We start from the raw sequence: 23,339 nt of genomic DNA, 5'->3' as shown, positions 1-23,339 counted from the left end.
CAGCCGTTCCTCGATCGTTTCGGATGCGGCCTTAATGCACCGCAGCATCGGCGACAACGCGCGCTGTGCGATTGCGTGCCGCGATCAGGAACTCGACATTGCCTTCCGGTCCGGTGATCGGACTGGTCGTCAGTCCCTCGACGGTCCAGCCGGTAGCCTCCAGCCAGTCGCCGACGGCGCGACAGACGCGATCGTGGACGTGCGGATCGCGGACCACACCACCCTTGCCGACCTCGTCCCGGCCTGCCTCGAACTGCGGCTTGATGAGCGCGATCAGCCGCGCGCCCGTCTTGGCGAAGCCGAGCGGCACCTCGAGCACCTTCGCCAGTCCGATGAAGCTCGCATCGCAGACGATCAGGTCGACCGGCTCGGGGATGTGCGCTGCGGTCAGGACCCGCGCACTGGTCTGTTCGTGGACGACGACCCGCGTGTCCTGGCGCAGCTTCCACGCCAGCTGGTTGGTGCCCGAATCGACGGCATAGACACGCGCGGCCCCATTGGTCAGCAATACGTCGGTGAAGCCACCCGTCGATGATCCCACGTCGATCGCCACCGCCCCGGTCACGTCGATCGCGAAATGCGCCAGCGCATGCGCCAGCTTGATGCCGCCGCGCGACACCCAGGGGTGGTCACGTCCCTTGACCTCGATCGCGGCGTCGGCCGCAATCATCTGCCCGGGCTTGTCGATCTTGCGGTCACCGACGAAGGCGAGCCCGGCCATCACCAGCGCCTGCGCGCGCGTCCGGCTTTCGGCCAGGCCGCGATCGACGATCAGCTGGTCGGCGCGGATTTTGGGCACGGGCCGCTTTCCCTTACCGTTCGTGCTGGGCTGTCGAAGCCCGTGTTACGAGGCCCGTCCTTCGACAAGCTCGGGACGAGCGGCGGAACTGTGCCTCAGCTCTTCGGCGTCTTCTCACCGACCGGCTTCAGCGCGCCCACCGGGTCCTTGGCGGGTTGCGGCGGCAGGACCGGGTTCTTTTCCATCAGCTGATAGGCGCGCTGATACCACTCGCTGCCCGGATAGTTGGCACCGAGCACCGCCGCCGACTTCTTCGCCTCCTCGCGCACGCCCAGCGCCAGATAGGTCTCGACCAGGCGCATCAGCGCTTCGGGCGTATGGGTCGTCGTCTGATACTGGTCGACCACCGAGCGGAAGCGCATCGACGCCGCCAGCCACTGGCCACGGCGTTCATAGAAACGGCCGATCTCCATTTCCTTACCCGCCAGGTGATCGCGAACCAGGTCCATCTTCAGCCGCGCATCGGCGGCATAGCGGGTGTTGGGATACCGACGGCTGAGCTCGCCCAGCGCATCGAGCGCCTGCTGCGTGATCTTCTGGTCACGCGTCACGTCGCTGATCTGCTCATAATAGCTGAGCGCGATCAGGTAATAGGCGTAGGGCGCGTCGCGATTGCCGGGATGGACCGACAGGAAACGCTGCGACGACTGAATCGCCTGCGTGTAATCCTGGGCCAGATAATAAGAGAAGGCCCCCATCACCTGCGCGCGGCGCGCCCAGATCGAATAGGGGTGCTGGCGCTCGACCTCGTCGAACAGCGCGGCGGCTTCCTTGTACTGGCCGCGATCGAGGCGATCCTTGGCCGCCGTGTAGAGCGTGCTGACGTCGCGAGCGACATAGGGAGTATCGGCCCTGCCGCCGCCCCGCCCGGCGCAGGCCGAGGTCGCAAGCGCGGTGAGGACGAGGGTCGAAAGCGCGACGGCGCGGGATACGGACATACGCATGGCTGGGCCTGCGTTTAGCTTAGCGCATCGCGCGCTCAAAATGTTTTTCCATCCTCAGGGAAATTGCCTACTCCGCCTGCGTTTCGCATCCGCAACATAACGACCCGAGGCCCCTGGAATGACCGTCACGAAGCTCGCCACCCACCGCGTCGAAAAGCCTTGGGGCCGTCACGACCTGTGGCCGGGCTTTGCCGATCCGGCCAAGGATGGGGAGCCGATCGGCGAGGTCTGGTTCCAGACGCCCGGCGACAGCGAGCCCGACCTGCTGGTGAAATACCTCTTCACGTCGGAGAAGCTGTCGATCCAGGTCCATCCCGACGACGAACAGGCCCAGGCCCGCGGCCTGCCGCGGGGCAAGGACGAATGCTGGCTGATCCTGGCCGCCGAACCCGATTCGACGATCGCGATCGGCACGCACGAACCCGTCGACGACGAAACCTTGCGCGCCGCCGCGCTCGACGGGTCGATCGAGCAGCTGGTCGACTGGAAGCCGGTCAAGGCGGGCGACTTCTTCTATTCGCCTTCGGGCACGATCCACGCGATCGGCGCCGGACTGACGGTGATCGAGATTCAGCAGAATTCGGAGACGACCTACCGTCTGTATGATTATGGTCGCCCGCGGGAGCTCCACCTGGACGATGGCATCGCGGTCAGCGACGCCGTGCCGTTCGTGCCGCAGCCGGCCCCCGGCCGCGTATCCGAGACCCGGGAGATTTTGGTGGAAGGCCCGAAGTTCGTCCTGGAACGCTGGTCGGCAGGGACACGCGACGTGACGCTGCCGGACGGCGTCAGCGGCTGGCTGGTGCCGATCACCGGATCGGGGACTGCGGACGACACCCCCTTCACCGCCGGCGAGTGCCTGACAATCACCGGCCAAGCGACGATCGTAAGTGATGGCGACGCCGATCTGCTGTTCGCCTATCCTCTGACACAGCGGATCGACCTGTCATGTAAGTGAACGGGAAGTAGTTTTTCGTTCACGCAACTTCCGTGATTTAGACGGCGTTGTGCAGACATTCCATCTGAGTAGGAGGATGTTATGCGTACCGCCATTCTGGCACTTGCTGCTGCTGCGACCGGCCTGACCGCACTGCCGGCCGCAGCCCAGCAGTCCCCGCGCGAAGCCGCGCGCGACTATAACCGCGAGGTTCGTGACGCGCAGCGCGATTACCAGCGTGACCTTCGCAACGCCGATTCACGCCGCGATGTCCGCGATGCGCGCCGCGACTACAACCGCGAGGTGCGCGAAGCCCGCCAGGACTATCGACGCGACGTCCGCGACTGGCGCCAGTATCGCAACTACGACTGGAACCGGTTCGAGCGTGGCCAGAACCGCTATTACGCCGACCGCTACTACCGCGATGGCCGCAATTATCAGGTCCGCCGCCTCGGTCGGAACGACCGCATCTATCGCGGCTATGACAATCGTTACTACTGCCGCCGCAACGACGGCACGACCGGCCTGATCATCGGCGGTGTCGCGGGTGGCTTCCTGGGCAACGCGCTGGATCGCGGCGGCTCGGGCCTGCTGGGCACGCTGCTGGGCGCCGGCGGTGGCGCGGTGTTGGGTCGCGAGATCGAGCGCGGCAACGTCCGCTGCCGCTAAGACCCGCTACGGGTACCACGAAGGGCCCGGCGAGCGATCGCCGGGCCCTTTCGCTTGTCAGAAGATGCCACCGCCGAGCGACAGGCGGATCACCGCAATCAGCAGGATCACGATGTTGAGGTTCCGGCCGGTATTGCCGCTCGACAACATGCCGATGACGAGGCCGACGACCGCGATCGGGATGGCGAGCCAGTTGATCCAGCCCAGAAGAGGAATGACGCCCGGGATCACGAAGATCAGCGACACCAGGCCGGTGAGGATCGAGAGGATGTTCAGCATGGCCCTGATATGGGTGGGTCTTGGTGTATTTGCAAGATAATACACCAACGAAACCGAACAACCAGTCGCGGCACGAGGATGCCGAACGCTTCCTTAAGGCGGCTTGGCGTAGGGCGGGATCGATGCGCGCGTCCGCTCCAACCCTTGCGATCCTGAGCGCCCTATTGCTCGGCGGATGTGGCGGAGACGCATCGCCTGCCAGTGTTGCACCGCCCGCCGCCGCCCGCCCGCTCGATCCGATGCTGTCGATTGCGATCGCCGGCCCGTTGATGAGCGACCAGCAGCTCAGCCATCAGGCGAATCTGGACGTCCTTCGCCCGCCCGACCTGCCGTTGTCCGCCCCGATTCCGCCGATCGACGTCGTTCCCGCCGGCCCGGTGGCGAACGCCCCGCCCCTGCCCGCGCCGGCGCCCGGCGACTGCCCCGCCTGCACGGTCTCGCGTAGCGCGCTGACGCTCGGCGCGCTGGCGGAGCGGCTGGGCGATCCCGTCGCGACCGCTTGTGCCCCTGCGCTCCGCTACTCCGCGGCCTGGGCCACACGGCTGCCGCCCGACCTGCAGCTTCCACCCAGTGCCCGCGTGATTGAAGCGGCCGGCAGCGATGGTCCCGCCTGTCATCTGCGCGCGATCGCCTATGGCGTGGCCATGCCGGTCGCACCGTTGCTCGCGAGCGAATATGTGCGTCTGATCCGCGTCGGTTTCAGCGTTACCCACCAGGCCGCGGGTGACCTTCACGTCCTGGCCGCCCGCCGGGCGCGCGATGGTACCGCCCTGACGCTGCTTGCCCGGGACGTGGCGGGGATAGCGGATGTGCGGCTGGTGATCACCGGAACGCGCTAGAATCAAAAAGGTGACCTTTGCGCGCGTCCGCGCTACCGCGCAGACATGGGCAACCTCTTTATCGTGATGGCCGGCGGTGCGGTCGGAGCGGGTGCGCGGCATCTGTTCGGGCGCTGGACGCTCACCGCATTCGGGCCGGATTATCCCTTCGGCACCCTGGGTGTAAACCTGATCGGCGGCCTGCTGATGGGCTTGCTGGTCGGCCTGCTGGCGCGCGAGGGTGGCAGCGAGCAGGCGCGGCTGTTGCTGGGCGTCGGCGTGCTTGGCGGCTTCACCACCTTTTCGGCCTTCAGCCTGGATGCCGCGTTGATGATCGAACGCGGCGCGCTTGTCCTGGCGGGTGGCTATGTCCTGGCCTCGGTCATCGGCTCGATCGCCGCGCTGTTCGGCGGCCTGGCCATCGCACGGAGTGTGGCATGAGCGACGTGCGCGAGTTCAAGGTCGGCGCCGACGACGACGGCATCCGGCTCGACCGCTGGTTCAAACGGCACATGGCCGACGTCAGCTTCAACACCGTGTCGCGCTGGGCGCGCACCGGGCAGCTGCGCGTCGACGGGGCCCGTGCGGAGCCCGGGGCGCGTCTGTCGGCAGGCCAGATCCTGCGCGTGCCCCCTGCCGAAGCGCCGCCCCCGGCCCAGTCCGCCCGCCCGAAGCGGGAACGCACGCCGCTGACCGACGACCAGATCGACTTTGCGCAGAGCATGGTCATCCATCGCGACGCGCAAGCAATCGTGCTCAACAAGCCGCCCGGTCTTGCGACACAGGGCGGAACCAAGACGACCGAGCATGTCGACGGCCTGCTCGATGCGCTGCAGTTCGATGCTGAAGGCCGGCCGAAGCTGGTGCACCGCCTCGACAAGGATACCTCAGGCGCACTGCTGATCGCACGATCGGCACGCGCGGCGGCCTATTTCGCCAAGAGCTTTTCCGGCCGCACCGCGCGCAAGGTCTATTGGGCGCTGGTCGCGGGCGTGCCCGACATCAGCGATGGCCTGATCGACCTGCCGATCGCCAAGCAGCCCGGCACCGGCGGCGAGAAGATGCATATCAGCGAGCATGAGGGCCAGCCCTCGCGCAGCCGGTACCGCGTCATCGACCGCGTCGGCAACCGCGCCGCCTGGGTCGAGCTCCAGCCGCTGACCGGCCGTACGCATCAATTGCGCGTCCACATGGCGGCGATCGGCCACCCGATCGTCGGCGACGGCAAATACGGCGGGCTGGATGCGTTCCTGACCGGCGGAATCAGCCGCAAGATGCACCTCCATGCGCGACGCATCCGGATCGATCATCCCGACGGCGGGCGGATCGACGTGACCGCGCAGCTGCCCGAGCATTTCGCCGAGAGCATGGCGACGCTGGGCCTCGACCTGTCGATGGGCGACCGTCCGCTCGACGACGAAGGCCCCGCCCCCACCCGCGCCGAGGAAAAGCAAAAAGCCAAGGCGCACGCCAAAGCCATCCGCAAGGACCGCAAGGGCGAGCGCCGCGGCCGCGGCGAAGCACGGGCGACCAGCGGCGACAAGGCCAAGCCGGCGCCTCGCGGCCGGGGGCCGGCGAAGGGCAAGGCTGCGCCGGGCGGCAAGCCGGTGTCTCGCGGACGCCCGCCGTCGCGTCCCGGACCGAAGACGTAAGTTTGTTCAGAGAAGGCGCGAAGGGAAGAAGAGCTTCGTTCACGCAGAGGCGTGGAGACGCGAAGAGTTTCGCTTGCCGCTCTGCTCGCCGCGCCAGCGGCCTGAAACAGGGTCGAGCGGGGACTGCTGTCTCGCTGTCGCGAGACGGTTACCGCCAGGAATGACCCTCCGCGTCTCCACGCCTCCGCGTGAACGAACTTCTTTTTCCCTTCGCGCCTTCGCGCCTTCTCTGAACCACCCTTCTTCTCCTTCAGCCGAACCGCTAGAACCCGCCCGATGCACCCCAACCCCTCCTTCCGCTGGGAAGACCGCGACGCGATGCGCGCGTTCGTGCGTGAGATCGCCTTCGGGCAGCTGTTCGCCGCCACGCCCGACGGACCGCGGGTCGCGCAGGCGCCGGTGGTGTGGATCGACGACGCGACGATCGGGCTGCACCTCGCCCGCGGCAATGGCCTGACGCGGCATCTTGACGGCGCGTCCGCGGTTTTCACCGTGCTCGGCCCGGACGGGTACATCAGCCCCGACTGGTACGGGCTCGGCCCGGATCAGGTGCCGACCTGGAACTATGCCGCGGTCGAGTTGGAAGGCACCGTCCGCCGCATGGACCGCGACGCGCTTACCGCGCAGGTCGACCAACTTTCGGCGGAGAACGAGGCACGCCTGCCCAAGCCCGCCTGGACCCGCGACAAGATGGACCCGCGGAAATTCGACGCGCTACTGAACGCCATCGCCGGCTTCACGCTCGAGGTGACCGCCTGGCGCGGAACGCTGAAGCTCGGGCAGAACAAGCCCGAGGCGGTTCGGCTGGCTGCCGCCGACGCGAGTGATGCCGCCGGCCGCCGCGGGATCGCACAACTGATGCGGAGCCTGGCATGACCCGCCTTGCCCTGTTCGACTGCGACGGGACGTTGGTCGATTCGGCGGCCAACATCTGCCTGGCGGTCGAGCGCGCGTTCGACCGCCACCGGCTGGCGCCGCCCACGCGCGAGGCGATCCGCGGCATCGTCGGGCTCAGCCTGCCGCAGGCGATGGCGGTGCTCCACCAGCACGCCGACGCCGAATTCTGCGATGTCCTTGCGCAATCCTACAAGGATGCCTTCGTGGCGATGCGCGGGACGCCCGATTTCGTTCATGAACCGCTCTATCCGGGCATCGCCGAGGCGTTGTCGACGCTGGCAGACAGCGGCTGGGCGCTGGGCGTCGCGACCGGCAAGTCCGACCGCGGTCTGTCGATCATCCTGGCCACGCACGGGCTGGCATCCGCCTTCCTCACGCTCCAGACCGCCGACCGCCACCCGTCGAAACCGCATCCGGCGATGGCGCTCGCGGCGATGGCGGAGGCCGGTGCGGCGCCCGAGCAGACGGTGATGATCGGCGACACCAGCTACGACATGACGATGGGCCGCGCGGCGGGGACGCATGCGGTGGGGGTCGCCTGGGGATATCATGCGCCCGCCATGCTGACGGCGGCGGGGGCGACGCAGGTCGTCGATCACGCCGACGATCTGCCGGCGGCGATGCTTGCCTGTGTCGACCGAGCCTCTATCTCGGCAGCATGACACCCGATACCCAGGCCCGTAACCGCTGGTTCGTGATCGTCGCGACCCGCCTCGCCGCCGTCGCTGGAGCGGTGCTCGGCCTCATCCTGATCGCGCGCGCGACCGACTGGCCGGACAAGGCACTGGGCGTCGGAATCGTGCTCGCGGCGATTTACATGATGGCTGTCGTCCCGCGTGCGCTGGCGCATCGGTGGCGCAGCAAGTGAAGCGGTTCTGGACAGACGTCGCGGTGGTGCCAGACGGCGACCGCTACGGCATCGCGCTCGACGCCAAGCCCGTCCGCACACCCGGACGTGCGCCGCTTGCCGTGCCGACCGCCGCGCTGGCAGAAGCGATTGCCGACGAATGGCGGGGTATCGCCGATACGATCGACCCGCGCGCGATGCCGCTGACCGGTCTGGCCAACGCGGCCATCGACAAGATCGCGCCGGACACCGCGGCCTTCGCCACAGGCCTCGCGCGATATGGCGAGAGCGATCTGCTCTATTATCGCGCCGAAGAGCCCGAACCGCTGGTCGCGCGCCAACGCGCGGCATGGGACCCGGCGCTCGATTGGGCGCGCACGCGCTATGACGTACATTTCGAGACGACCGCCGGCGTGATGCACCGCGCCCAACCGCCGGCAACGCTGGAGCGGCTGGGCGAAGCGATGGCCGTGCGCGACGCCTTCACGCTCGCCGGGCTGCACCCTGTGGTGACGGTCACCGGCTCGCTGATCCTTGCGCTGGCGCTGGTCGAAGGCGCGATGGACGCCGACACGGTATGGAACGCCGCGCGGATCGATGAGGACTGGCAGGAAGAGATGTGGGGCAAGGACGACCTCGCCGAACAGGCAACCGCCGCTCACCGCGCGGACTTCGACGCGGGCGCGCGGTTTGTGTCTTTGTTGCGGGGGTGAGGCACAATCCTCCCCGGCAGGGGGAGGTGGCAGGCCGGAGGCCTGACCGAAGGGTGTCACCCTCTTGATGGCGGGATACCCCTCCATCACCGCTTTCCGGCTGTCCCCCTCCTCTTGCAGGGGAGGATTTCAACGGCCTAGTTCGCCTTTTCCGCGCACCCCTCGCACGTCCCGCGGACTTCGATCACCGGCCGCACCGGTGCAAACCCTGCGCCCTTGGCCTTTGCTCGCACGGTATCGGTGATGTGATCGTCGTCGATATGCGTCGTCTGGCCGCAGGCGTCGCACACCAGGAAGATGCAGTCGTGTAGGCAATCCGGGTGCGCGTTGGCGACATAGGCGTTGGCGCTTTCGACCCGCCGCGCCAGATTCGCGCCGACGAACAGGTCGAGGATGCGATAGACGCTGTTGGCCGCCACCCGGCGTCCTTCCGCCTTCGACACCGCCTCGGCGATGTCATAGGCCGATGCCGGCTTGTCGAATGCGGCCAGCGCCGCGAAGACCTGCGCACGCATCGCGGTCCATTGTTCGCCGGCCTTGACCAGCGCGACTTCGGCCGCCTGCGCCAGCGCGTCGCCGGCATGTTCATGATGGTGGTGATGATGCGCCATGATCTGGATGTAAGCCTCTGTCAGGCCGGGAACAAGCCGCCGAGACCCGCCAGGACCGAGCGCCAGCGATCCTCGCCTGCGCCGCTTACCAGCGTCCAGCGCACCCCGCGCCGCTCCAGCTCCGCTTTCGACAGGTCGAAGAAGCGTTGCCTAGCCTCAGTCGTGCCGAACATCCGCGTCCCATCCTCGACCCAGGGCAGGTCGATGTCGAACAACAGATAGAGGTCGGCCGTCCCCTGCCACGTATCGAACCACGCGTCGCGCCAGCCAAACAGCATGTCGGCCCACACGGCGGTCATCAGCGGGTCCGTGTCGAGAATGACCGGATCGACCCCGCGCGCGATCGCCGCCGTGGTCTCGGCATGATGGCCCTTAGCGATGGCGACCAGGTCGGCCATGTTGAAGTCGATCCCGTTCGCCTCGGCATAGGTGCGACCATATTCGTCGACCACTTCTCCACCGAGATGCGCGGCCAGCCGCGGCGCGATGGTCGATTTGCCGGTGCTTTCCGGCCCGTGAAGACAAATCGTCCGCGTCATGCCGCCAGCGGCCCTGCCCCCCGGGTAGCGCGGTGCCAGTCGACGAAGCCCCAGATCGCCAGCCCGAGATAGACGAGGTAGAGCCCGGCGACGACCGACAGTCCCTGTCCCAGGAACAGCGGGATCGAGGCGATGTCGACCGCGATCCACAAGAGCCAGTTTTCCAACCGGCGGCGGGCCATGAGCAGTTGAGCGGCCACGCTGACGATCGCGATGGCGGCATCGAGCAGCGGCTGGGCAGCGTCGGTCAGAAGGTGCATCGCCCAGCCCCAGACGAGCGTCGCGACCACGATACCGACGCTCCACCGACCCAATTCGCGCGGAGTCATCCGTTCGACCGGCACATCGGCCCCGTCCCCCTTGGCTCGCCGCCAGTTGGCGAAACCATAGGCGTTGATCGCGACGAAGAAAATCTGGAGCAACGTCTGGCTATAGAGCCGCGCCTCGAACACCACGATCGCCAGCAGCGCTGTCGACGCGACCCCGAAGGCGTAATTCCACAGGCTCCGCCGAACGGCGAGCGCGACGCAGACCAGACCGAGCGCCGCGGCGACCCATTCGAGCGATGACATACCCTGAGCCTAGCCGCCTCGCGCCTGGCCTGCCAGAGCTGGCAATCGGGGTCCGTCGAGAATCATGAAATGACCGCTTGAAACCCCCGCCGACCCCCGATATAGGCCGCGCCTCGCCAGCGAAGGGTTCGCCCCCGCCGGCGCCGGTCGGGGAATAGCTCAGCCTGGTAGAGCACTGTGTTCGGGACGCAGGGGCCGGAGGTTCGAATCCTCTTTCCCCGACCAATTTCTTCCCGCTGTCGCCTCAATGCGACGCCATGCCCCCCGGGGGCGGTCCAGGCATAGCGATGACGACGCAGGGGGCCCGCGCGGCTTATCCTGTGCTCCGGCGCGGGCCGGCGCTGCGGTCACCGACGTCGCATGATCGCCGACGTTTCGCCTGCGCCGGCGCAGGAACACCGTATCATCAATGCTTCCCGCGCGCCTTTGCGACTGCGTGGTGGATCGCGACGATCACGCCGCCGACGATCCCACCGACGATCGCCGCGCCGAAAGCGCCGACGACCCAGTGAACCACGCCGTGCGCCGCCGGAGCGGCATTCGCCGCCCCCTCAGCAACATGTTCGATCGCGTGCGGGATCGCGCCCATTCCGAACACTTCCAGCCCGTGCGCGATAATGCCGCCACCGACCCAGATCATCGCCGCGGTGCCGATGATCGACAGCGCGCTCAGCAGCTTCGGCATCGCCGCGACCAGACCGCGGCCGATCGTCTGCGCGGCGCCCGACCCCGATCGCGCCAGCCGCAGCCCGACGTCGTCCATCTTCACGATGATCGCGACCGCACCGTAGACGCCCAGCGTGATCGCGATGCCGACCAGCGCCAGCACGACACCCTGCGTCAGCAACGGCTTGCCCTCCAGGTCGGACAGCGCGATCGCCATGATCTCGCCCGACAGGATAAAGTCGGTCCGGACCGCGCCGGTAACCTGGCGCTTTTCCAACTCGACCGGATCGACGATGTCCGCGACTTCCTCGGCATGATGCTGCCCGGACAACGCCTCCCACACCTTTTCCGCGCCCTCGAAGCAGAGATAGGCGCCGCCGACCATCAGGATCGGGGTGATCGCCCACGGCGCAAAGGCGCTGAGCAGCAGGGCGGCGGGGAGCAGGAAGAGCAGCTTGTTGCGCAGCGACCCCAGTGCGATCTTGCCGATGATCGGAAGTTCCCGGTCGGGGCTGAGACCGGTGACGTATCGGGGGGTGACCGCGGTATCGTCGATGACGACGCCGGCCGCCTTCGTACCCGCCCGCCCCGCAGCGCCCGCAACGTCGTCGAGCGACGCCCCGGCCAGTTTCGCGAGGGCCGCGATGTCGTCGAGCAGGGCAACCAGGCCACCGGGCATCGCGAATTCCTTGCTTAGGTCAGACGGTCTTGGTCAGGTGCCGGATCAGGCCGATCAGCCCGGTCTGGCGCGACCGCTTCAAACGCTCGGCCGCCAATATGGTGCGGACATGCTGGAAGCATTGTTCGACATCGTCGTTGACCAGGACATAGTCATAGCCGTCCCAGTGACTGACTTCGTTCGCGGCGCGCGACATGCGGGCGTCGATCACCGCCTGGCTGTCGGTCGCGCGGCGCTCGAGCCGCTGGCGCAGTTCGGTCATCGACGGCGGCAGGATGAAAACGCGGACGACGTCGCCGCCGGCCAGCTGGTGCAACTGCTGCGCGCCCTGCCAGTCGATGTCGAACAGAATGTCCTGCCCCTCGCCCAGCATATGGAAGACGTCGGTCTTCGGCGTGCCATAGCGGTGGTCGAACACATGGGCCCATTCCAGGAACTCATGTTCATCGACCATCGTGCGGAAGCGTTCGAGGTCGACGAAGTGATAGTCCTTCCCGTCGACTTCGCCCGGGCGCATCGCGCGGGTGGTGTAGCTGACCGAGACCTTCAGATCCTTCTCGGCAGCGAGCAGCTTGCCCGCGATGGTCGATTTGCCCGCGCCGGACGGCGAGGAAAGCACGAACATGAGGCCGCGGCGCTTGAAGCCGTGCGGATCGGATTCGGTACGGGTCGGCATCGCGCGCTACTGACGCGGGCGGGCGGCGGGGTCAACCGGGGTTGGAGGGGGCGGCTACGCAGAGGGATCAAATCCTCCCCTGCAAGGGGAGGTGCAGCGCGCAGCGCTGACGGAGGGGTATCACGCTGTCCGGAGAGGGCGACACCCCTTCGACCGGCTGCGCCGGCCACCTCCCCTTTCAGGGGAGGATGTTGAAAGTTGCGCATTTCTCGATCTACCCTGCCGAAGTGCCCCGCCCTTCCCTTGCCGACATCCGCCCGCGCCACTGGCTGATCGTCCTCGCGATCCTGGCGGGCATGGCGGCGATCCTGTGGGCGAACGGGCGCAACGCCATCTGCACCTGCGGATACGTCGACCTGTGGCATCCGAAGCTCGATGCGGGGAACAGCCAGCACATCGCCGACTGGTACACGCCCAGCCACATTATCCACGGTTTCCTGTTCTACGCGCTCGGGTGGCTGGTGTTGCGCCGCCGACCACCGGGCGAGCGCCTCATCTTGGCCGTTGCCATCGAAGCGGCGTGGGAGGTACTCGAAAATTCGCCGATCATCATCGATCGCTACCGCGAGGCGACCATTGCGCTCGGCTACACCGGCGATTCGATCGTCAATTCGGTCGCCGACGTGGCGTGGATGGCGCTGGGCTTCGCGTTTGCGCGGCGGGCGCCGGTGTGGGTGACAATCGCCGTCGCGGTCGCGTTCGAGGCTGTAACGCTCTGGGCAATCCGCGACGGCCTGGTCCTCAACGTCCTGATGCTCGTGTCGCCGGTCGAGGCGATCAAAGCCTGGCAGTCGGGAGTTTAGTACGCGCGCTTCGACGCCTTGTGGCGGTCATAGGCCTTCTTCGCGACGTAGCCGCCGCCCAGGATCATGCCGAGCGGACCCATGCGGCGCAGACCGCCGGCCACCGCCATGCCGAGCAGCGCGCCCTTGGCGCCACCCGAACCATCACGACGATCCATTTCGCGCCCGACGAGCGCGCCGATAATCTTGCCGATCATGCCTTTTGTCCTTTTCCGAAAACGGCGTCCTTCGCGACTTCGAGGCCCTTGAGCACGCCCCAGCCTACCGCATAGGTCACCACGACCGGCACCAGCGTCCGCACGACGATCGCAGTCGCTGCGCCGGCCAGCGCGCCGTCAATCGTCGAGTCGTCACCGTCCGCGCCATCGATGGCGCCGCCAATGAGGGCGCCGAGGGCTGTGCTCAACATGGATTTGCCTCCTCGTTCGTCGCGGTGAAGCGCTGCTGCGGCAAACAAGTTCCGTCAGATCATCGCGTCCGGGCGCACGACCCGATCGAACGTCGCTTCCTCGACGAGCCCGAGTTTCAATCCCGCTTCCTTCAGCGTCAGGCCATGCTCGTGCGCGTGCTTGGCGATCTTGGCGGCGTTGTCGTAGCCGATCTCGGGCGCGAGCGCGGTGACCAGCATCAGCGAACGGTCAACGAGCTCACGGATGCGCCGCTCATCGGCCTCCAGTCCCTCGACGCAGCGCTCGGCAAAGCTTTCCATACCGACCGAGAGCAAGTCGATCGAGCGCAGCACCGCCGCGCCGATGAGCGGCTTGAACACGTTGAGTTCCAGATGCCCCTGCAGCCCGCCGACCGTGACCGCGGTATGGTTGCCGATCACCTGCGCGGCAACCATCGTCAGCATCTCGCACTGGGTCGGGTTGACCTTGCCCGGCATGATCGAGCTACCCGGCTCGTTGGCCGGCAGGACGAGTTCGCCGATGCCCGAGCGCGGACCGGAGCCGAGCAGGCGGATGTCGTTGGCGATCTTTGTGAGTGCCACGGCCAGAACCGACAGCGTGCCCGATACGTCGACCAGCCCATCATTCGACGCCAGCGCCTCGAACTTGTTCTCGGCGCTGGTAAAGGCAATTCCCGTCAGCTCGGCGAGTGCTGCGGCCATCGCCGGCCCGAAGCCGTCGGGCGCGTTGAGCCCGGTGCCGACCGCCGTCCCGCCCTGCGCGAGCGGATACAGGTTGCGCTCCGACGCCTTGGTGATGCGAGTCAGCGCGTTCTCAAGTTGCGCGACGTAACCCGAAAACTCCTGCCCCAGCGTCAGCGGCGTCGCATCCTGCAGATGAGTGCGGCCGATCTTCACCAGCGACGCCCACGTTTGCGCCTTCTCGCGTAGCGCGCGGGTGAGGCGCTCGGCCGCGGGGGTCAGCGTGTCGCGGATCGCCAGCGCAGTCGCGACGTGGAGCGCCGTCGGAAAACTGTCGTTCGACGACTGTCCGCGGTTGACGTCGTCGTTCGGGTGCACCGGCACCTTGCCACCGCGCGTGCCGGTCAGCGCCTCGTTCGCGCGGCCCGCGATCACTTCGTTGACGTTCATGTTCGACTGGGTGCCGCTGCCCGTCTGCCAGATGACGAGCGGGAACTGGTCGTCGAGCTTGCCCGCGACGACTTCGGCCGCGGCGGCGTCGATCGCATCGGCCTTCTCCGCGCCCAAATCGTCGCGGTTCACGCGCGCCGCGGCCTGCTTCACCAGCGCCAGCGCATGGACGATGCCGATCGGCATGCGCTCGCTTGGGGCAAAGGGAAAATTCTCGATCGATCGCTGGGTCTGCGCGCCCCAATAGGCGTTGGCGGGGACGTCGATGGGGCCGATCGAGTCGGTTTCGGTGCGGGTGGGCGTGGTGTCGGTCATACCCGGCCCTACTCCGTCGTGCCGGACTTGTTCCGGTCGATGAGGGGCGGCGGGCTCTCGATCGCCATGACGTCGGTCGCAGCTGGGCCGCGCCGGCCGGCGGTTCGCGTCGCTTTCGCGACCGGCGATTAGCGTCCGCTACTCGCCTCGCTCCCTACTTCTTACGCTTGAAGTCCACCGCGACCACGTTCGAGCCGTCTTCGACCGGCTTCGCGATCGGCTCGTCGTTATCCGCCGGCTCGTGCGGCTCGACGTCACCGTCGTCGTTCGCCTGGAAGCGCAGTTCGAAATTTACGGCGGGGTCGTGGAAACCGGTAATCGCCGCGAACGGGATGACCAGAGTCGAAGGCACCTGGTTGAACGACAAGCCGACCGAGAAGCCCTTGTCGGTCACCTTCAGGTCCCAGAAGCGGTGCTGGATGACGATCGTCATCTCGTCCGGGAAGCGCTCGATCAGCCGCTTGGGGATGTCGACCCCGGCCGCCTGAGTCTTGAAGGTGATGTAGAAGTGATGCTCGCCGGGCAGGCCGCCCGATTCGGCGATGCTGTTCAGCACACGGCCAACGACGGCGCGCAGCGCCTCCTGCACGATCTCGTCGTACGGAATCAGGCTATCGGCAACACCGGTCGTCATGCCCGCCTTGCTGGCCCCAATCGGCGTGGCGGTCAAGCTTGGGCATCGACAATCCTTCATTGATTGCATGGCCCGTCCGCCGCGCTATTGGCACGGGCATGCGCACCGCCACCATTGCCCGCAAGACCAGTGAGACGTCCGTCGACGTGACCGTCGGCCTGGACGGCACCGGCCGCTATCGCATCGAAACCGGGGTCGGCTTCTTCGACCATATGCTCGAACAGCTGTCGCGCCATTCGCTGATCGACATTGACGTAAAGACGGTCGGCGACCTGCATATCGACCAGCACCATACGGTCGAGGATACGGGGCTGGCCCTCGGCCAGGCGATCACCCAGGCGCTGGGCGACAAGCGCGGCATCCGGCGGTACGGCGATGCGCTGTCGCCGATGGACGAAACGCTCACCCGCGTTGCCCTCGACATTTCCGGCCGCCCCTGGTTCGTCGGCAGACTGCCCTTCACCCAGAAACGGCTGGGCGAGATGGATACCGAAATGTTCGCGCACTTCTTCCACTCGTTCGCGCAGACCGCCGGGCTCACGCTGCACATCGATACGCTGTACGGCGAGAACAACCACCACATCGCCGAAGCCGCGTTCAAGGGGCTCGCCCGCGCGCTGCGCACCGCGACCGAGATCGACCCGCGCAAGGCGGACGCGATTCCGTCGACCAAGGGGACGCTGTGATGGCCCGGCTCGACGCCGCCCCGGTATCGATCGTCACGCTGACTTATGTCGCGCCGATCGAGGATGTCGACGCGCAAATGAAGGCGCATGTCGCCTGGCTGCAATCAGCGCTGGACGAGGGTGTGCTGCTGCTCGCCGGGCGTCAAGTGCCGCGGACCGGCGGCGTATTGCTGTTCCGCGGGCATCGGGCGGAGGTCGAAGCGCTGGCGGCGACCGATCCGTTCGTTACTTCGGGCGTTGCTACGGCTGCGGTTACGGAAATCGCCGCGAGCTTTGCCGCCGACACGATCGCTGCTGCCTTCTCGTGACCATTGCGTTGATCGACTATGGCGCCGGCAATCTGAAGTCGGTTCACAACGCGCTGATCGCCGCCGGCGCGACCGATGTCGCAGTGACGGCGGATGCGGATGTCGTGCGGACGGCCGATCGTGTCGTCCTGCCCGGCGTCGGCGCCTTCGGTGCCTGTGCGGCCGGACTGCGCGCGATCCCCGACATGGTGGCGGCGCTGGAAGAGGCGGTGTTCGCCCGCGCCCGGCCGTTCCTTGGCGTGTGCGTCGGCATGCAGCTGATGGCGACCACGGGGCACGAAATGGGCGAGCACGCGGGGCTGGGCTGGATCCCGGGCGAGGTCCGCGCCCTGCCTCCGTCGCCGGGTGTCCGCGTGCCGCACATGGGGTGGAACGACGTGCGCCCGACCGCGCCGCATTCACTGATCGTGCCGGGCGAGGCCTATTTCCTCCACAGCTTCGCATTCACCGGTGAAGGCGTGCTGGCGACGACCGAGCACGGCGGCACCGTCACCGCGGCGATCGGGCGGGACAATCTGCTCGGCGTGCAGTTTCACCCGGAAAAGAGCCAGGCGTACGGTCTGGCGCTGATCGAGCGCTTCCTGACGTGGAAGCCGTGACATCTTCAAATCCTCCCCCAGCTTGTCTGGGGGAGGGGGACCGCCGACCGCAGGTCGGTGGTGGAGGGGCTTGGGACGTACTCCGCCAGCCTCTCCACTACCCGGCTTCGCCGGGCGGTCCCCCTCCCCGAGCAAGCTCGAGGAGGAATTTCACGAAAGCCCTTACATGATCGTCTTCCCCGCCATCGACCTCAAGCAAGGGCAGGTCGTGCGCCTGGCCGAGGGCGATATGGATCGCGCGACAATCTATGGCGATGATCCTGCCGCCCAGGCCCGCGCGTTCGCCGCAGCCGGCGCCGATCATCTGCACGTCGTCGATCTGGATGGCGCCTTCGCCGGCGGCTCGATCAACGGCGACGCGGTTCGCAGCATCGTTGCCGCCTTCCCCGGCCGGGTCCAGCTGGGCGGCGGCATCCGCACCCGCGACAGTATCGACGCGTGGCTGGAGATCGGCGTCGCGCGCGTCGTTATCGGCAGCGCGGCCTTGCGCGATCCGCAGCTGGTGAAGGACGCCGCCCGCGCGCTGCCTGGCCGCATCGTCGTCGCGGTCGATGCGCGCGACGGCTTCGTGGCGACCGAGGGCTGGGCCGACGTTTCGAGCGTCACCGCCACCGACCTCGCCCGCCGGTTCGAGGATGCCGGCGTCGCCGCGCTGCTGTTCACCGACATCGGCCGCGATGGCTTGCTGAAAGGCTGCAACGTCGAGGCGACGACGACGCTCGCCCGCGACGTGGCGATCCCCGTCATTGCCAGCGGTGGGGTTGCCGGGATCGAGGACATTCATGCGCTAAAGGGCCAGCCGGGGATCGAAGGGGTCATCACCGGGCGGGCACTGTACGACGGGCGGCTGGATCTGGCCGAGGCGATTGCGGTGGCGGCATCTTCTCCCTCTCCTCCTCAGGGGAGAGGGCCGGGGAGAGGGGAAGGTGTCTCACCGAGTGAAACGCCGGCGGATAGGCCCCTCTCCCACCCCTCTCCCCTGAAGGGGAGAGGGCTAAAAGCATGACCGTCCGCGCCCGCGTCATTCCCTGCCTCGACGTCGCCAACGGTCGCGTCGTGAAGGGCGTGAATTTCGTCGACCTGCGCGACGCCGGGGACCCGGTGGAGCAGGCCCGCGCCTATGACGCCGCCGGCGCCGACGAACTCTGCTTCCTCGACATCGGCGCCAGCCACGAGGGGCGCGACACGATCGTCGATGTCGTCCGCCGCACGGCCGAGGTCTGTTTCATGCCGCTGACCGTCGGCGGCGGTGTGCGCTCGGTCGAGGATGCGCGCACGTTGCTGCTGGCCGGTGCCGACAAGATCGCGGTCAATTCCGCCGCGGTGGCCCGGCCCGAACTCGTCGCCGATATCGCCGAGCGGATGGGCAGCCAATGCGTCGTCGCTTCGGTCGATGCGCGCCGGGTCGGGGACGCCTGGGAAGTCTTCACCCACGGCGGGCGCCGCGCGACCGGCATCGACGCGGTCGAGCATGCGCTGAACCTCGCGCGGCTCGGCGCTGGCGAACTGCTCGTCACGTCGATGGACCGCGACGGAACGAAAGACGGCTACGATCTCGACCTCATTCGCACCATCGCGACCCAGGTAGACGTGCCCGTCGTTGCATCCGGGGGAGTCGGCAGTCTCGACCATCTGGTCGCCGGCATCGTCGAGGGGCAGGCGTCCGCGGTGCTTGCGGCATCGATCTTCCATTTCGGCGAAGCGACCGTCGCCGACGCCCATCGCGCGCTGGCCGCCGCCGGGGTTCCAGTCCGCACTTAACACGACGTTCATTTCGTGCGCATAATGAACGCGGTGTCGGGCGACTTTCGGACAGCAACCACATGAACGCCATCATCCGCACATGCCAGGCGCTGGCGCTGATGGCGTTCGTGTCGCCCGACACCCTTTTCGCGCAGGCCCACAGCGGCACGGTGACGCGCAACGGCTTCGCGCTGTCGGACCTGGCGCTCGCCGTGGCGGCGGCGGCCGGTGTCATCCTCGCCCGCCGGTCGATGCGCAAGCGGGCGCGCCGCAAGGATTGACGCAGCCCCAAGCGCCCGCCAAGCGGTGCGCATGGACGCCTTCGCCCAGCTCGAAGCCACGATCGCCGATCGCCTGCGCGCCGATCCCGGCACCAGCTATGTCGCCTCGCTCGCCGCCAAGGGCCGCGCCAAGATCGCGCAGAAAGTCGGCGAGGAAGCGGTCGAGACGGTCATCGCCGCGATTGCCGACGATCGTCGGGGGCTGGTCGGCGAAGCGGCGGACCTGATGTTCCACCTGACCGTGCTGCTGCACCACGCCGGGCTGGGGCTGGACGATGTGCGCGCGGAATTGGCGCGGCGCGAGGGTGTGTCGGGGTTGGTGGAAAAGGCGTCTCGCTGCTCGAATTGACCGTCGTCATCCCCGCGGAGGCGGGGATCAATAGTCGCTGATGTTTGTGAGTCTCACGGCGTTCAGCCAGAATTTATCCCCGCCTTCGCGGGGATGACGACGGTAAGGTGCTGTCTCACATCGCCTCTCCACAGGCCCGCCCGCTGGCCCAGGCCCATTGGAAATTATACCCACCGAGCCATCCGGTCACGTCCACCGCCTCGCCGATCGCGTACAGGCCGGGCACCGCCTTCGCCGCCATCGTCTTTTGCGACAGGCCATCGGTCGCGATGCCACCGACGGTGACCTCGGCCTTGGCGAACCCCTCGGTCCCCCTGGGATGAAAGCGCCAGTCGGCCAGCTGCCGCTCCGCCGCTTCCAGAGTCCGGTCGGGAATATTGGCGAGTTCGCCTGCAAGCGCCAACCTTTCGGTCAGCGCCTCGGCCAATCGTTCAGGCAAGCCCAGGGCACGCTTCACACCGACCCGCGGCGTCTCGCGCTTGGCGGTGCGCAGCCAGCCCGCCGGCCGGTCGGGCAACAGGTCAATCGCCACCGCCTCCCCCGGCCGCCAATAGGACGACGCCTGCAGGATCGCCGGCCCCGACAGCCCGCGATGGGTGAATAGCGCCGCCTCACGAAACGCCGCCTTCCCCGCCCGTGCGACGACGTCGGTCGACACGCCGGAGATACCGCGGAACAGCATCTCGTCGCCGCCGAGCGTCAGCGGCACCAGTCCCGGGCGGGGCTCGACGACTTTCAGTCCGAACCTGCGAGCCAGGACATAAGCGATGTCGCTCGCGCCGAGCTTCGGGATCGACGGGCCGCCGGTCGCGATCACCAGCGCCGGGGCGGCGGCGGTCCGATCGCCAAAGGTCACCGAGAAGCGACCGTCGGCGTGCCCCACGTCGCGCAACGGATGCCCGGTCGCGATCGCCACATCGCCCTTGAGACATTCGTCGAGCAGCATCGCGACGATCTGCGCGGCCGACCCGTCGCAGAACAGCTGGCCCAGCGTCTTTTCGTGCCAGGCAATGCCGTACGCGTCGATCAGTTCGATGAAGTCCGTCGGCGTGTAGCGCCCGAGCGCCGACTTGGCGAAATGCGGGTTGGCACTGATGTAGCGGTCAGGGGCGGTGTGAATATTGGTGAAATTGCACCGCCCGCCGCCGGAGATCAGGATTTTCTGTCCGACCCGCGGCGCGTGATCGACGACCAGCACGCGTCGGCCCCGCTGGCCGGCGGTGGCGGCGGCGAAGAGTCCAGCCGCGCCGCCGCCGAGGACGATGGCGTCATAGGTGTCAACCATCACTCTCTTCCGTCATCCCCGCGGAGGCGGGAATAAATTTTGGCTGACCTATCGGATGGCGCCGCGCCGTCAGCCACAATTGCCCCCCGCCTTCGCGGGGGGTGACGGTGGTTGTGGGCAGGAAACCTCACCCCGCCTCGATCACCGCCATCGTGATCCGCGACAGGCAGACCAGCTTGCCGGCATCATCGACAATGCGGATCGTCCACACCTGCGTCGTCCGCCCGATCGCCTCCGCTGTCGCCGTCGCGTGGACATGGCCCGACATCGCCGGGCGGATGTGGTTGGCGTTGATCTCCAGACCCACCGCCACCTTGCCGTCGGGGGCAGCGAGCCACGCGCCGACCGACGCCACCGTTTCCGCCAGCACGACCGACGCGCCGCCGTGAAGGCGCCCGAACGGCTGGTGCGTGCGGTGGTCGACCGGCATCCGCGCGGTCAGGCTGTCCTCGCCGACGCCGGTGAACTCGATGCCGACATGCCCCGGCATCGTCGCCGCGCCGAGTGCGGTCAGCCGGGCGAGATCGACGGGGCGCTGCCAGACAGCCATCAGTAGGACCGCCCGATCAGCACGCGTTCCACACCGGGCTCGCCGGTAAAGATGCACGGCCCCGTATCGGCGCCGCTCTGGCCCAGCGGCGCGTTGCGGATGGTCAGCTTCAACGTCTTCAACCGCTCGACGACCGTGTTCAAAGCCTCGCCGGTCGGCTTCGACCAGCGGACATCGGCCCAGCCCGGGCGACCATCGGTTTCGGCAAACATGCGCTCGATATCAGCCCAGTCGTCGATCGGCGCGATCGCGGCCTTCATGCGGGTTTCGGCCTCGGCGAACAGCTCGTTCTGAATCGACTCCAGCATCGCAGCCGCATCGGCGACGAAGGCATCGCGCGGCCCGACGCCCGAATTGAGCTTGCCGTCCTCGCGATACAGCGCGGTGCGTCGGATGACCGACACGTTGCCACCGGCGACATCGCGCCCCCCGACCTCGATGACGATCGGCGCGCCCTTCTTCACCCAGCCCCAGCGCTTGGTCGCGGCCTTGGCCGGTTTCAGGTCGAGCAGCGCGCGGATCGGCTCGCCGAGCGCCGACTGCTTCGCCAGATCGGCCTGCAGCGCCTTGCAATAGTCGACGATCGCCGCATCCTCGTCATTGTCGCGCAGCATCGGTACGATCACGACCTGCCACGGCGCGATCCGCGGCGGCACGCGCAGGCCGTCGTCGTCGCCGTGAGTCATGATGACCCCACCGATCATCCGCGTCGACACGCCCCAGCTGGTCGTGTTGGCATAGTCCAGGCCGCCCTCTGCATTCTGGAAGCGGATGTTCTGGGCGTGCGCGAAATTGGTGCCCAAAAAGTGGCTGGTGCCCGCCTGCAACGCCTTGCCGTCCTGCATCATCGCTTCGATACTGTAGGTCGCGACCGCGCCGGGGAAGCGCTCGTTCTCCGGCTTCTCGCCCGCGACGACCGGCAGCGCCAGGCAGCCTTCGGCGAACTCGCGATAGACTTCGAGCATCTTGAGCGTCTCTTCGCGCGCCTCGTCCGCGGTCGCATGGGCAGTATGCCCCTCCTGCCACAGGAATTCCGCGGTGCGCAGGAACATGCGGGTCCGCATTTCCCAGCGAACGACATTCGCCCACTGGTTGATCAGCACCGGCAGGTCACGCCACGACTGGACCCAGCGCGAGAACGCGGTGCCGATCACCGTTTCGGACGTCGGACGCACGACCAGAGGCTCTTCCAGCTTGGCGCTGGGGTCCGGGGTCAGACCGCCGTTACCGTCACTGACAAGCCGATGATGCGTGACGACCGCCATCTCCTTGGCAAAGCCGTCGACATGCTCGGCCTCCTTCTCGAAATAGGAGAGTGGGATGAACAGCGGGAAATAGCAGTTCTCATGCCCCGTCGCCTTGATGCGATCGTCGAGCAGCCGCTGGATGCGCTCCCAGATACCGTAACCCCATGGCCGGATGACCATGCACCCGCGGACGCCGCTTTCCTCGGCCAGGTCGGCCTCCGAAATGACGGACTGGTACCAGGCGGCGAAGTCGGCCTCGCGGGTGACGGAAAGAGCGTGCTTGATCATGGGAAGCGCCGATAGCGCGCCCGGGCCCGCGCGTCACTATGGCGTGCCGATACCCCCCAATATGGCGGTTCGACATTGGCCTTTACCCGGCGCAGGGCCTAAGGCACGCGCATGTCCGACGACTATGTGTTCGATGAGGCGAGCGGCGAATGGCTGCCCGCCGCCGAAGCCGCCGCCCGTGCTGCCGCCGCCGCCAGCGTCGAGGTTCGCGATTCGGCCGGCAACCTGCTGGCCGACGGGGACAGCGTCATCACCATCAAGGACCTGAAGGTGAAGGGTGCCGGCCAGACTTTGCGCAAGGGCACCGTCATCAAATCGATCCGCCTGACCGGCGACGCGCAGGAAATCGACTGCCGGTACGAGGGCATCAAGGGCCTGGTCCTGCGCGCGGAGTTCGTCCGCAAGCACTGATG

The 23,339-nt window shown here is 67.4% G+C and carries 33 protein-coding genes and 1 tRNA gene; 19 read left to right on the top strand and 15 right to left on the bottom strand.

Annotated features, from left to right (window positions below; translation table 11 throughout):
- Nucleotides 1-31 precede the first annotated feature (31 nt).
- Nucleotides 32-799: a TlyA family RNA methyltransferase gene (locus JW805_02560; protein MBN2970900.1), complete on the bottom strand. Its 768-nt coding sequence runs from the start codon at nucleotides 797-799 to the stop codon at nucleotides 32-34.
- A 95-nt stretch (nucleotides 800-894) separates the two neighbouring features.
- Entirely contained in the window at nucleotides 895-1,737 is an 843-nt protein-coding gene (locus tag JW805_02555; GenBank protein ID MBN2970899.1) for an outer membrane protein assembly factor BamD, read from the bottom strand.
- 124 nt (nucleotides 1,738-1,861) lie between these two features.
- Between JW805_02555 and JW805_02550 the strand changes: the two genes are divergently transcribed.
- Entirely contained in the window at nucleotides 1,862-2,701 is an 840-nt protein-coding gene (locus JW805_02550) for a class I mannose-6-phosphate isomerase (protein MBN2970898.1), read from the top strand.
- 81 nt (nucleotides 2,702-2,782) lie between these two features.
- Nucleotides 2,783-3,349 carry a glycine zipper 2TM domain-containing protein gene (locus JW805_02545; GenBank protein MBN2970897.1) on the top strand — a complete coding sequence of 189 codons (567 nt, stop codon included), beginning with the start codon at nucleotides 2,783-2,785 and terminating at the stop codon, nucleotides 3,347-3,349.
- Nucleotides 3,350-3,406: 57 nt separating this feature from the next.
- Here the strand turns inward: JW805_02545 and JW805_02540 are convergent, their stop codons facing one another.
- Nucleotides 3,407-3,628, bottom strand: coding sequence for a hypothetical protein (locus JW805_02540; GenBank protein MBN2970896.1), 222 nt, complete (start codon nucleotides 3,626-3,628; stop codon nucleotides 3,407-3,409).
- A 122-nt stretch (nucleotides 3,629-3,750) separates the two neighbouring features.
- Between JW805_02540 and JW805_02535 the strand changes: the two genes are divergently transcribed.
- The 7 genes from JW805_02535 (at nucleotide 3,751) to JW805_02505 (ending at nucleotide 8,555) form a co-directional block, all read left to right on the top strand.
- Nucleotides 3,751-4,467 (top strand): hypothetical protein, encoded by a 717-nt coding sequence (locus tag JW805_02535; GenBank protein MBN2970895.1) that lies wholly within the window; start codon nucleotides 3,751-3,753, stop codon nucleotides 4,465-4,467.
- Between the two features lie 45 nt (nucleotides 4,468-4,512).
- Nucleotides 4,513-4,887: a fluoride efflux transporter CrcB gene (gene crcB, locus JW805_02530; GenBank protein ID MBN2970894.1), complete on the top strand. Its 375-nt coding sequence runs from the start codon at nucleotides 4,513-4,515 to the stop codon at nucleotides 4,885-4,887.
- Nucleotides 4,884-6,098, top strand: a complete 1,215-nt coding sequence (locus JW805_02525) for an RluA family pseudouridine synthase (protein ID MBN2970893.1) — start codon at nucleotides 4,884-4,886, stop codon at nucleotides 6,096-6,098. The genes crcB and JW805_02525 overlap by 4 nt, the downstream gene beginning before the upstream one ends.
- Nucleotides 6,099-6,374: 276 nt before the next feature.
- Nucleotides 6,375-6,974, top strand: a complete 600-nt coding sequence (locus JW805_02520) for an FMN-binding negative transcriptional regulator (GenBank protein ID MBN2970892.1) — start codon at nucleotides 6,375-6,377, stop codon at nucleotides 6,972-6,974.
- Nucleotides 6,971-7,657 carry an HAD-IA family hydrolase gene (locus JW805_02515; protein MBN2970891.1) on the top strand — a complete coding sequence of 229 codons (687 nt, stop codon included), beginning with the start codon at nucleotides 6,971-6,973 and terminating at the stop codon, nucleotides 7,655-7,657. The genes JW805_02520 and JW805_02515 overlap by 4 nt, the downstream gene beginning before the upstream one ends.
- Complete coding sequence (locus JW805_02510; GenBank protein ID MBN2970890.1) at nucleotides 7,654-7,863, top strand: hypothetical protein; 210 nt, start codon at nucleotides 7,654-7,656, stop codon at nucleotides 7,861-7,863. Before JW805_02515 ends, JW805_02510 begins: the two co-directional genes overlap by 4 nt.
- Nucleotides 7,860-8,555, top strand: a complete 696-nt coding sequence (locus tag JW805_02505; GenBank protein ID MBN2970889.1) for an ATPase — start codon at nucleotides 7,860-7,862, stop codon at nucleotides 8,553-8,555. The genes JW805_02510 and JW805_02505 overlap by 4 nt, the downstream gene beginning before the upstream one ends.
- Nucleotides 8,556-8,692: 137 nt before the next feature.
- On the opposite strand, the gene JW805_02500 is transcribed toward JW805_02505, so the two are convergent.
- From JW805_02500 to JW805_02490, 3 genes are read right to left on the bottom strand one after another with little or no spacing between them, the layout of a single operon-like run.
- The gene (locus JW805_02500; protein MBN2970888.1) at nucleotides 8,693-9,166 is read right to left on the bottom strand and encodes a transcriptional repressor; all 474 of its coding nucleotides are present in this window, start codon (nucleotides 9,164-9,166) and stop codon (nucleotides 8,693-8,695) included.
- A 20-nt stretch (nucleotides 9,167-9,186) separates the two neighbouring features.
- Nucleotides 9,187-9,705: an ATP-binding protein gene (locus tag JW805_02495; GenBank protein ID MBN2970887.1), complete on the bottom strand. Its 519-nt coding sequence runs from the start codon at nucleotides 9,703-9,705 to the stop codon at nucleotides 9,187-9,189.
- Nucleotides 9,702-10,277, bottom strand: a complete 576-nt coding sequence (locus JW805_02490; GenBank protein ID MBN2970886.1) for a nicotinamide mononucleotide transporter — start codon at nucleotides 10,275-10,277, stop codon at nucleotides 9,702-9,704. The genes JW805_02495 and JW805_02490 overlap by 4 nt, the downstream gene beginning before the upstream one ends.
- 148 nt (nucleotides 10,278-10,425) lie before the next feature.
- On the opposite strand from JW805_02490, the gene JW805_02485 reads away from it, so the two are divergent.
- A tRNA-Pro gene (locus JW805_02485) sits at nucleotides 10,426-10,502 on the top strand.
- A 181-nt stretch (nucleotides 10,503-10,683) separates the two neighbouring features.
- On the opposite strand, the gene JW805_02480 is transcribed toward JW805_02485, so the two are convergent.
- Nucleotides 10,684-11,622 carry a DUF808 domain-containing protein gene (locus JW805_02480; protein ID MBN2970885.1) on the bottom strand — a complete coding sequence of 313 codons (939 nt, stop codon included), beginning with the start codon at nucleotides 11,620-11,622 and terminating at the stop codon, nucleotides 10,684-10,686.
- 19 nt (nucleotides 11,623-11,641) lie between these two features.
- A complete protein-coding gene (gene gmk, locus JW805_02475; protein MBN2970884.1) occupies nucleotides 11,642-12,298 on the bottom strand; it encodes a guanylate kinase in 657 nt (218 codons plus the stop codon).
- Between the two features lie 188 nt (nucleotides 12,299-12,486).
- Here gmk and JW805_02470 point away from each other — a divergent pair, with 188 nt between their 5' ends.
- On the top strand, nucleotides 12,487-13,101 hold the full coding sequence (locus JW805_02470; GenBank protein MBN2970883.1) for a DUF2585 domain-containing protein: 615 nt from the start codon (nucleotides 12,487-12,489) through the stop codon (nucleotides 13,099-13,101).
- Here the strand turns inward: JW805_02470 and JW805_02465 are convergent.
- The 4 genes from JW805_02465 to JW805_02450 all read right to left on the bottom strand — a co-directional run bounded on the left by JW805_02465 (nucleotide 13,098) and on the right by JW805_02450 (nucleotide 15,590).
- Nucleotides 13,098-13,298 (bottom strand): hypothetical protein, encoded by a 201-nt coding sequence (locus JW805_02465; GenBank protein ID MBN2970882.1) that lies wholly within the window; start codon nucleotides 13,296-13,298, stop codon nucleotides 13,098-13,100. The two genes, JW805_02470 and JW805_02465, sit on opposite strands and share 4 nt — an antisense overlap.
- Nucleotides 13,295-13,510, bottom strand: coding sequence for a hypothetical protein (locus JW805_02460; protein MBN2970881.1), 216 nt, complete (start codon nucleotides 13,508-13,510; stop codon nucleotides 13,295-13,297). Before JW805_02460 ends, JW805_02465 begins: the two co-directional genes overlap by 4 nt.
- Before the next feature lie 54 nt (nucleotides 13,511-13,564).
- Complete coding sequence (fumC, locus tag JW805_02455; GenBank protein ID MBN2970880.1) at nucleotides 13,565-14,956, bottom strand: class II fumarate hydratase; 1,392 nt, start codon at nucleotides 14,954-14,956, stop codon at nucleotides 13,565-13,567.
- A 154-nt stretch (nucleotides 14,957-15,110) separates the two neighbouring features.
- Nucleotides 15,111-15,590, bottom strand: coding sequence for a hypothetical protein (locus JW805_02450; GenBank protein ID MBN2970879.1), 480 nt, complete (start codon nucleotides 15,588-15,590; stop codon nucleotides 15,111-15,113).
- 98 nt (nucleotides 15,591-15,688) lie between these two features.
- On the opposite strand from JW805_02450, the gene hisB reads away from it, so the two are divergent.
- The 7 genes from hisB (at nucleotide 15,689) to JW805_02415 (ending at nucleotide 19,556) form a co-directional block, all read left to right on the top strand.
- Entirely contained in the window at nucleotides 15,689-16,276 is a 588-nt protein-coding gene (hisB, locus tag JW805_02445) for an imidazoleglycerol-phosphate dehydratase HisB (GenBank protein MBN2970878.1), read from the top strand.
- Nucleotides 16,276-16,584 carry a hypothetical protein gene (locus JW805_02440; GenBank protein ID MBN2970877.1) on the top strand — a complete coding sequence of 103 codons (309 nt, stop codon included), beginning with the start codon at nucleotides 16,276-16,278 and terminating at the stop codon, nucleotides 16,582-16,584. Before hisB ends, JW805_02440 begins: the two co-directional genes overlap by 1 nt.
- On the top strand, nucleotides 16,581-17,183 hold the full coding sequence (hisH, locus tag JW805_02435; protein ID MBN2970876.1) for an imidazole glycerol phosphate synthase subunit HisH: 603 nt from the start codon (nucleotides 16,581-16,583) through the stop codon (nucleotides 17,181-17,183). Before JW805_02440 ends, hisH begins: the two co-directional genes overlap by 4 nt.
- Nucleotides 17,184-17,349: 166 nt before the next feature.
- Entirely contained in the window at nucleotides 17,350-18,189 is an 840-nt protein-coding gene (hisA, locus tag JW805_02430) for a 1-(5-phosphoribosyl)-5-[(5-phosphoribosylamino)methylideneamino]imidazole-4-carboxamide isomerase (protein MBN2970875.1), read from the top strand.
- Entirely contained in the window at nucleotides 18,186-18,944 is a 759-nt protein-coding gene (gene hisF, locus JW805_02425; protein ID MBN2970874.1) for an imidazole glycerol phosphate synthase subunit HisF, read from the top strand. Before hisA ends, hisF begins: the two co-directional genes overlap by 4 nt.
- A 62-nt stretch (nucleotides 18,945-19,006) precedes the next feature.
- Nucleotides 19,007-19,207: a hypothetical protein gene (locus tag JW805_02420; protein MBN2970873.1), complete on the top strand. Its 201-nt coding sequence runs from the start codon at nucleotides 19,007-19,009 to the stop codon at nucleotides 19,205-19,207.
- 31 nt (nucleotides 19,208-19,238) lie between these two features.
- Nucleotides 19,239-19,556, top strand: coding sequence for a phosphoribosyl-ATP diphosphatase (locus JW805_02415; protein ID MBN2970872.1), 318 nt, complete (start codon nucleotides 19,239-19,241; stop codon nucleotides 19,554-19,556).
- Nucleotides 19,557-19,671: 115 nt separating this feature from the next.
- Here the strand turns inward: JW805_02415 and JW805_02410 are convergent, their stop codons facing one another.
- The 3 genes from JW805_02410 to JW805_02400 all read right to left on the bottom strand — a co-directional run bounded on the left by JW805_02410 (nucleotide 19,672) and on the right by JW805_02400 (nucleotide 22,926).
- Entirely contained in the window at nucleotides 19,672-20,841 is a 1,170-nt protein-coding gene (locus tag JW805_02410; protein MBN2970871.1) for an NAD(P)/FAD-dependent oxidoreductase, read from the bottom strand.
- Between the two features lie 127 nt (nucleotides 20,842-20,968).
- Complete coding sequence (locus JW805_02405) at nucleotides 20,969-21,391, bottom strand: hotdog fold thioesterase (GenBank protein ID MBN2970870.1); 423 nt, start codon at nucleotides 21,389-21,391, stop codon at nucleotides 20,969-20,971.
- Nucleotides 21,391-22,926 carry a proline--tRNA ligase gene (locus JW805_02400; GenBank protein MBN2970869.1) on the bottom strand — a complete coding sequence of 512 codons (1,536 nt, stop codon included), beginning with the start codon at nucleotides 22,924-22,926 and terminating at the stop codon, nucleotides 21,391-21,393. Before JW805_02400 ends, JW805_02405 begins: the two co-directional genes overlap by 1 nt.
- A 111-nt stretch (nucleotides 22,927-23,037) precedes the next feature.
- Here JW805_02400 and JW805_02395 point away from each other — a divergent pair, with 111 nt between their 5' ends.
- The gene (locus JW805_02395) at nucleotides 23,038-23,337 is read left to right on the top strand and encodes an alkylphosphonate utilization protein (GenBank protein ID MBN2970868.1); all 300 of its coding nucleotides are present in this window, start codon (nucleotides 23,038-23,040) and stop codon (nucleotides 23,335-23,337) included.
- Nucleotides 23,338-23,339 lie beyond the last annotated feature (2 nt).

Source organism: Roseomonas aeriglobus (genome assembly GCA_016937575.1).
GTDB lineage: Bacteria > Pseudomonadota > Alphaproteobacteria > Sphingomonadales > Sphingomonadaceae > Sphingomonas > Sphingomonas aerigloba.
The sequence above is the reverse complement of the archived record's forward strand: the minus strand, read 5'-3'. Positions and strand labels throughout refer to the sequence as shown.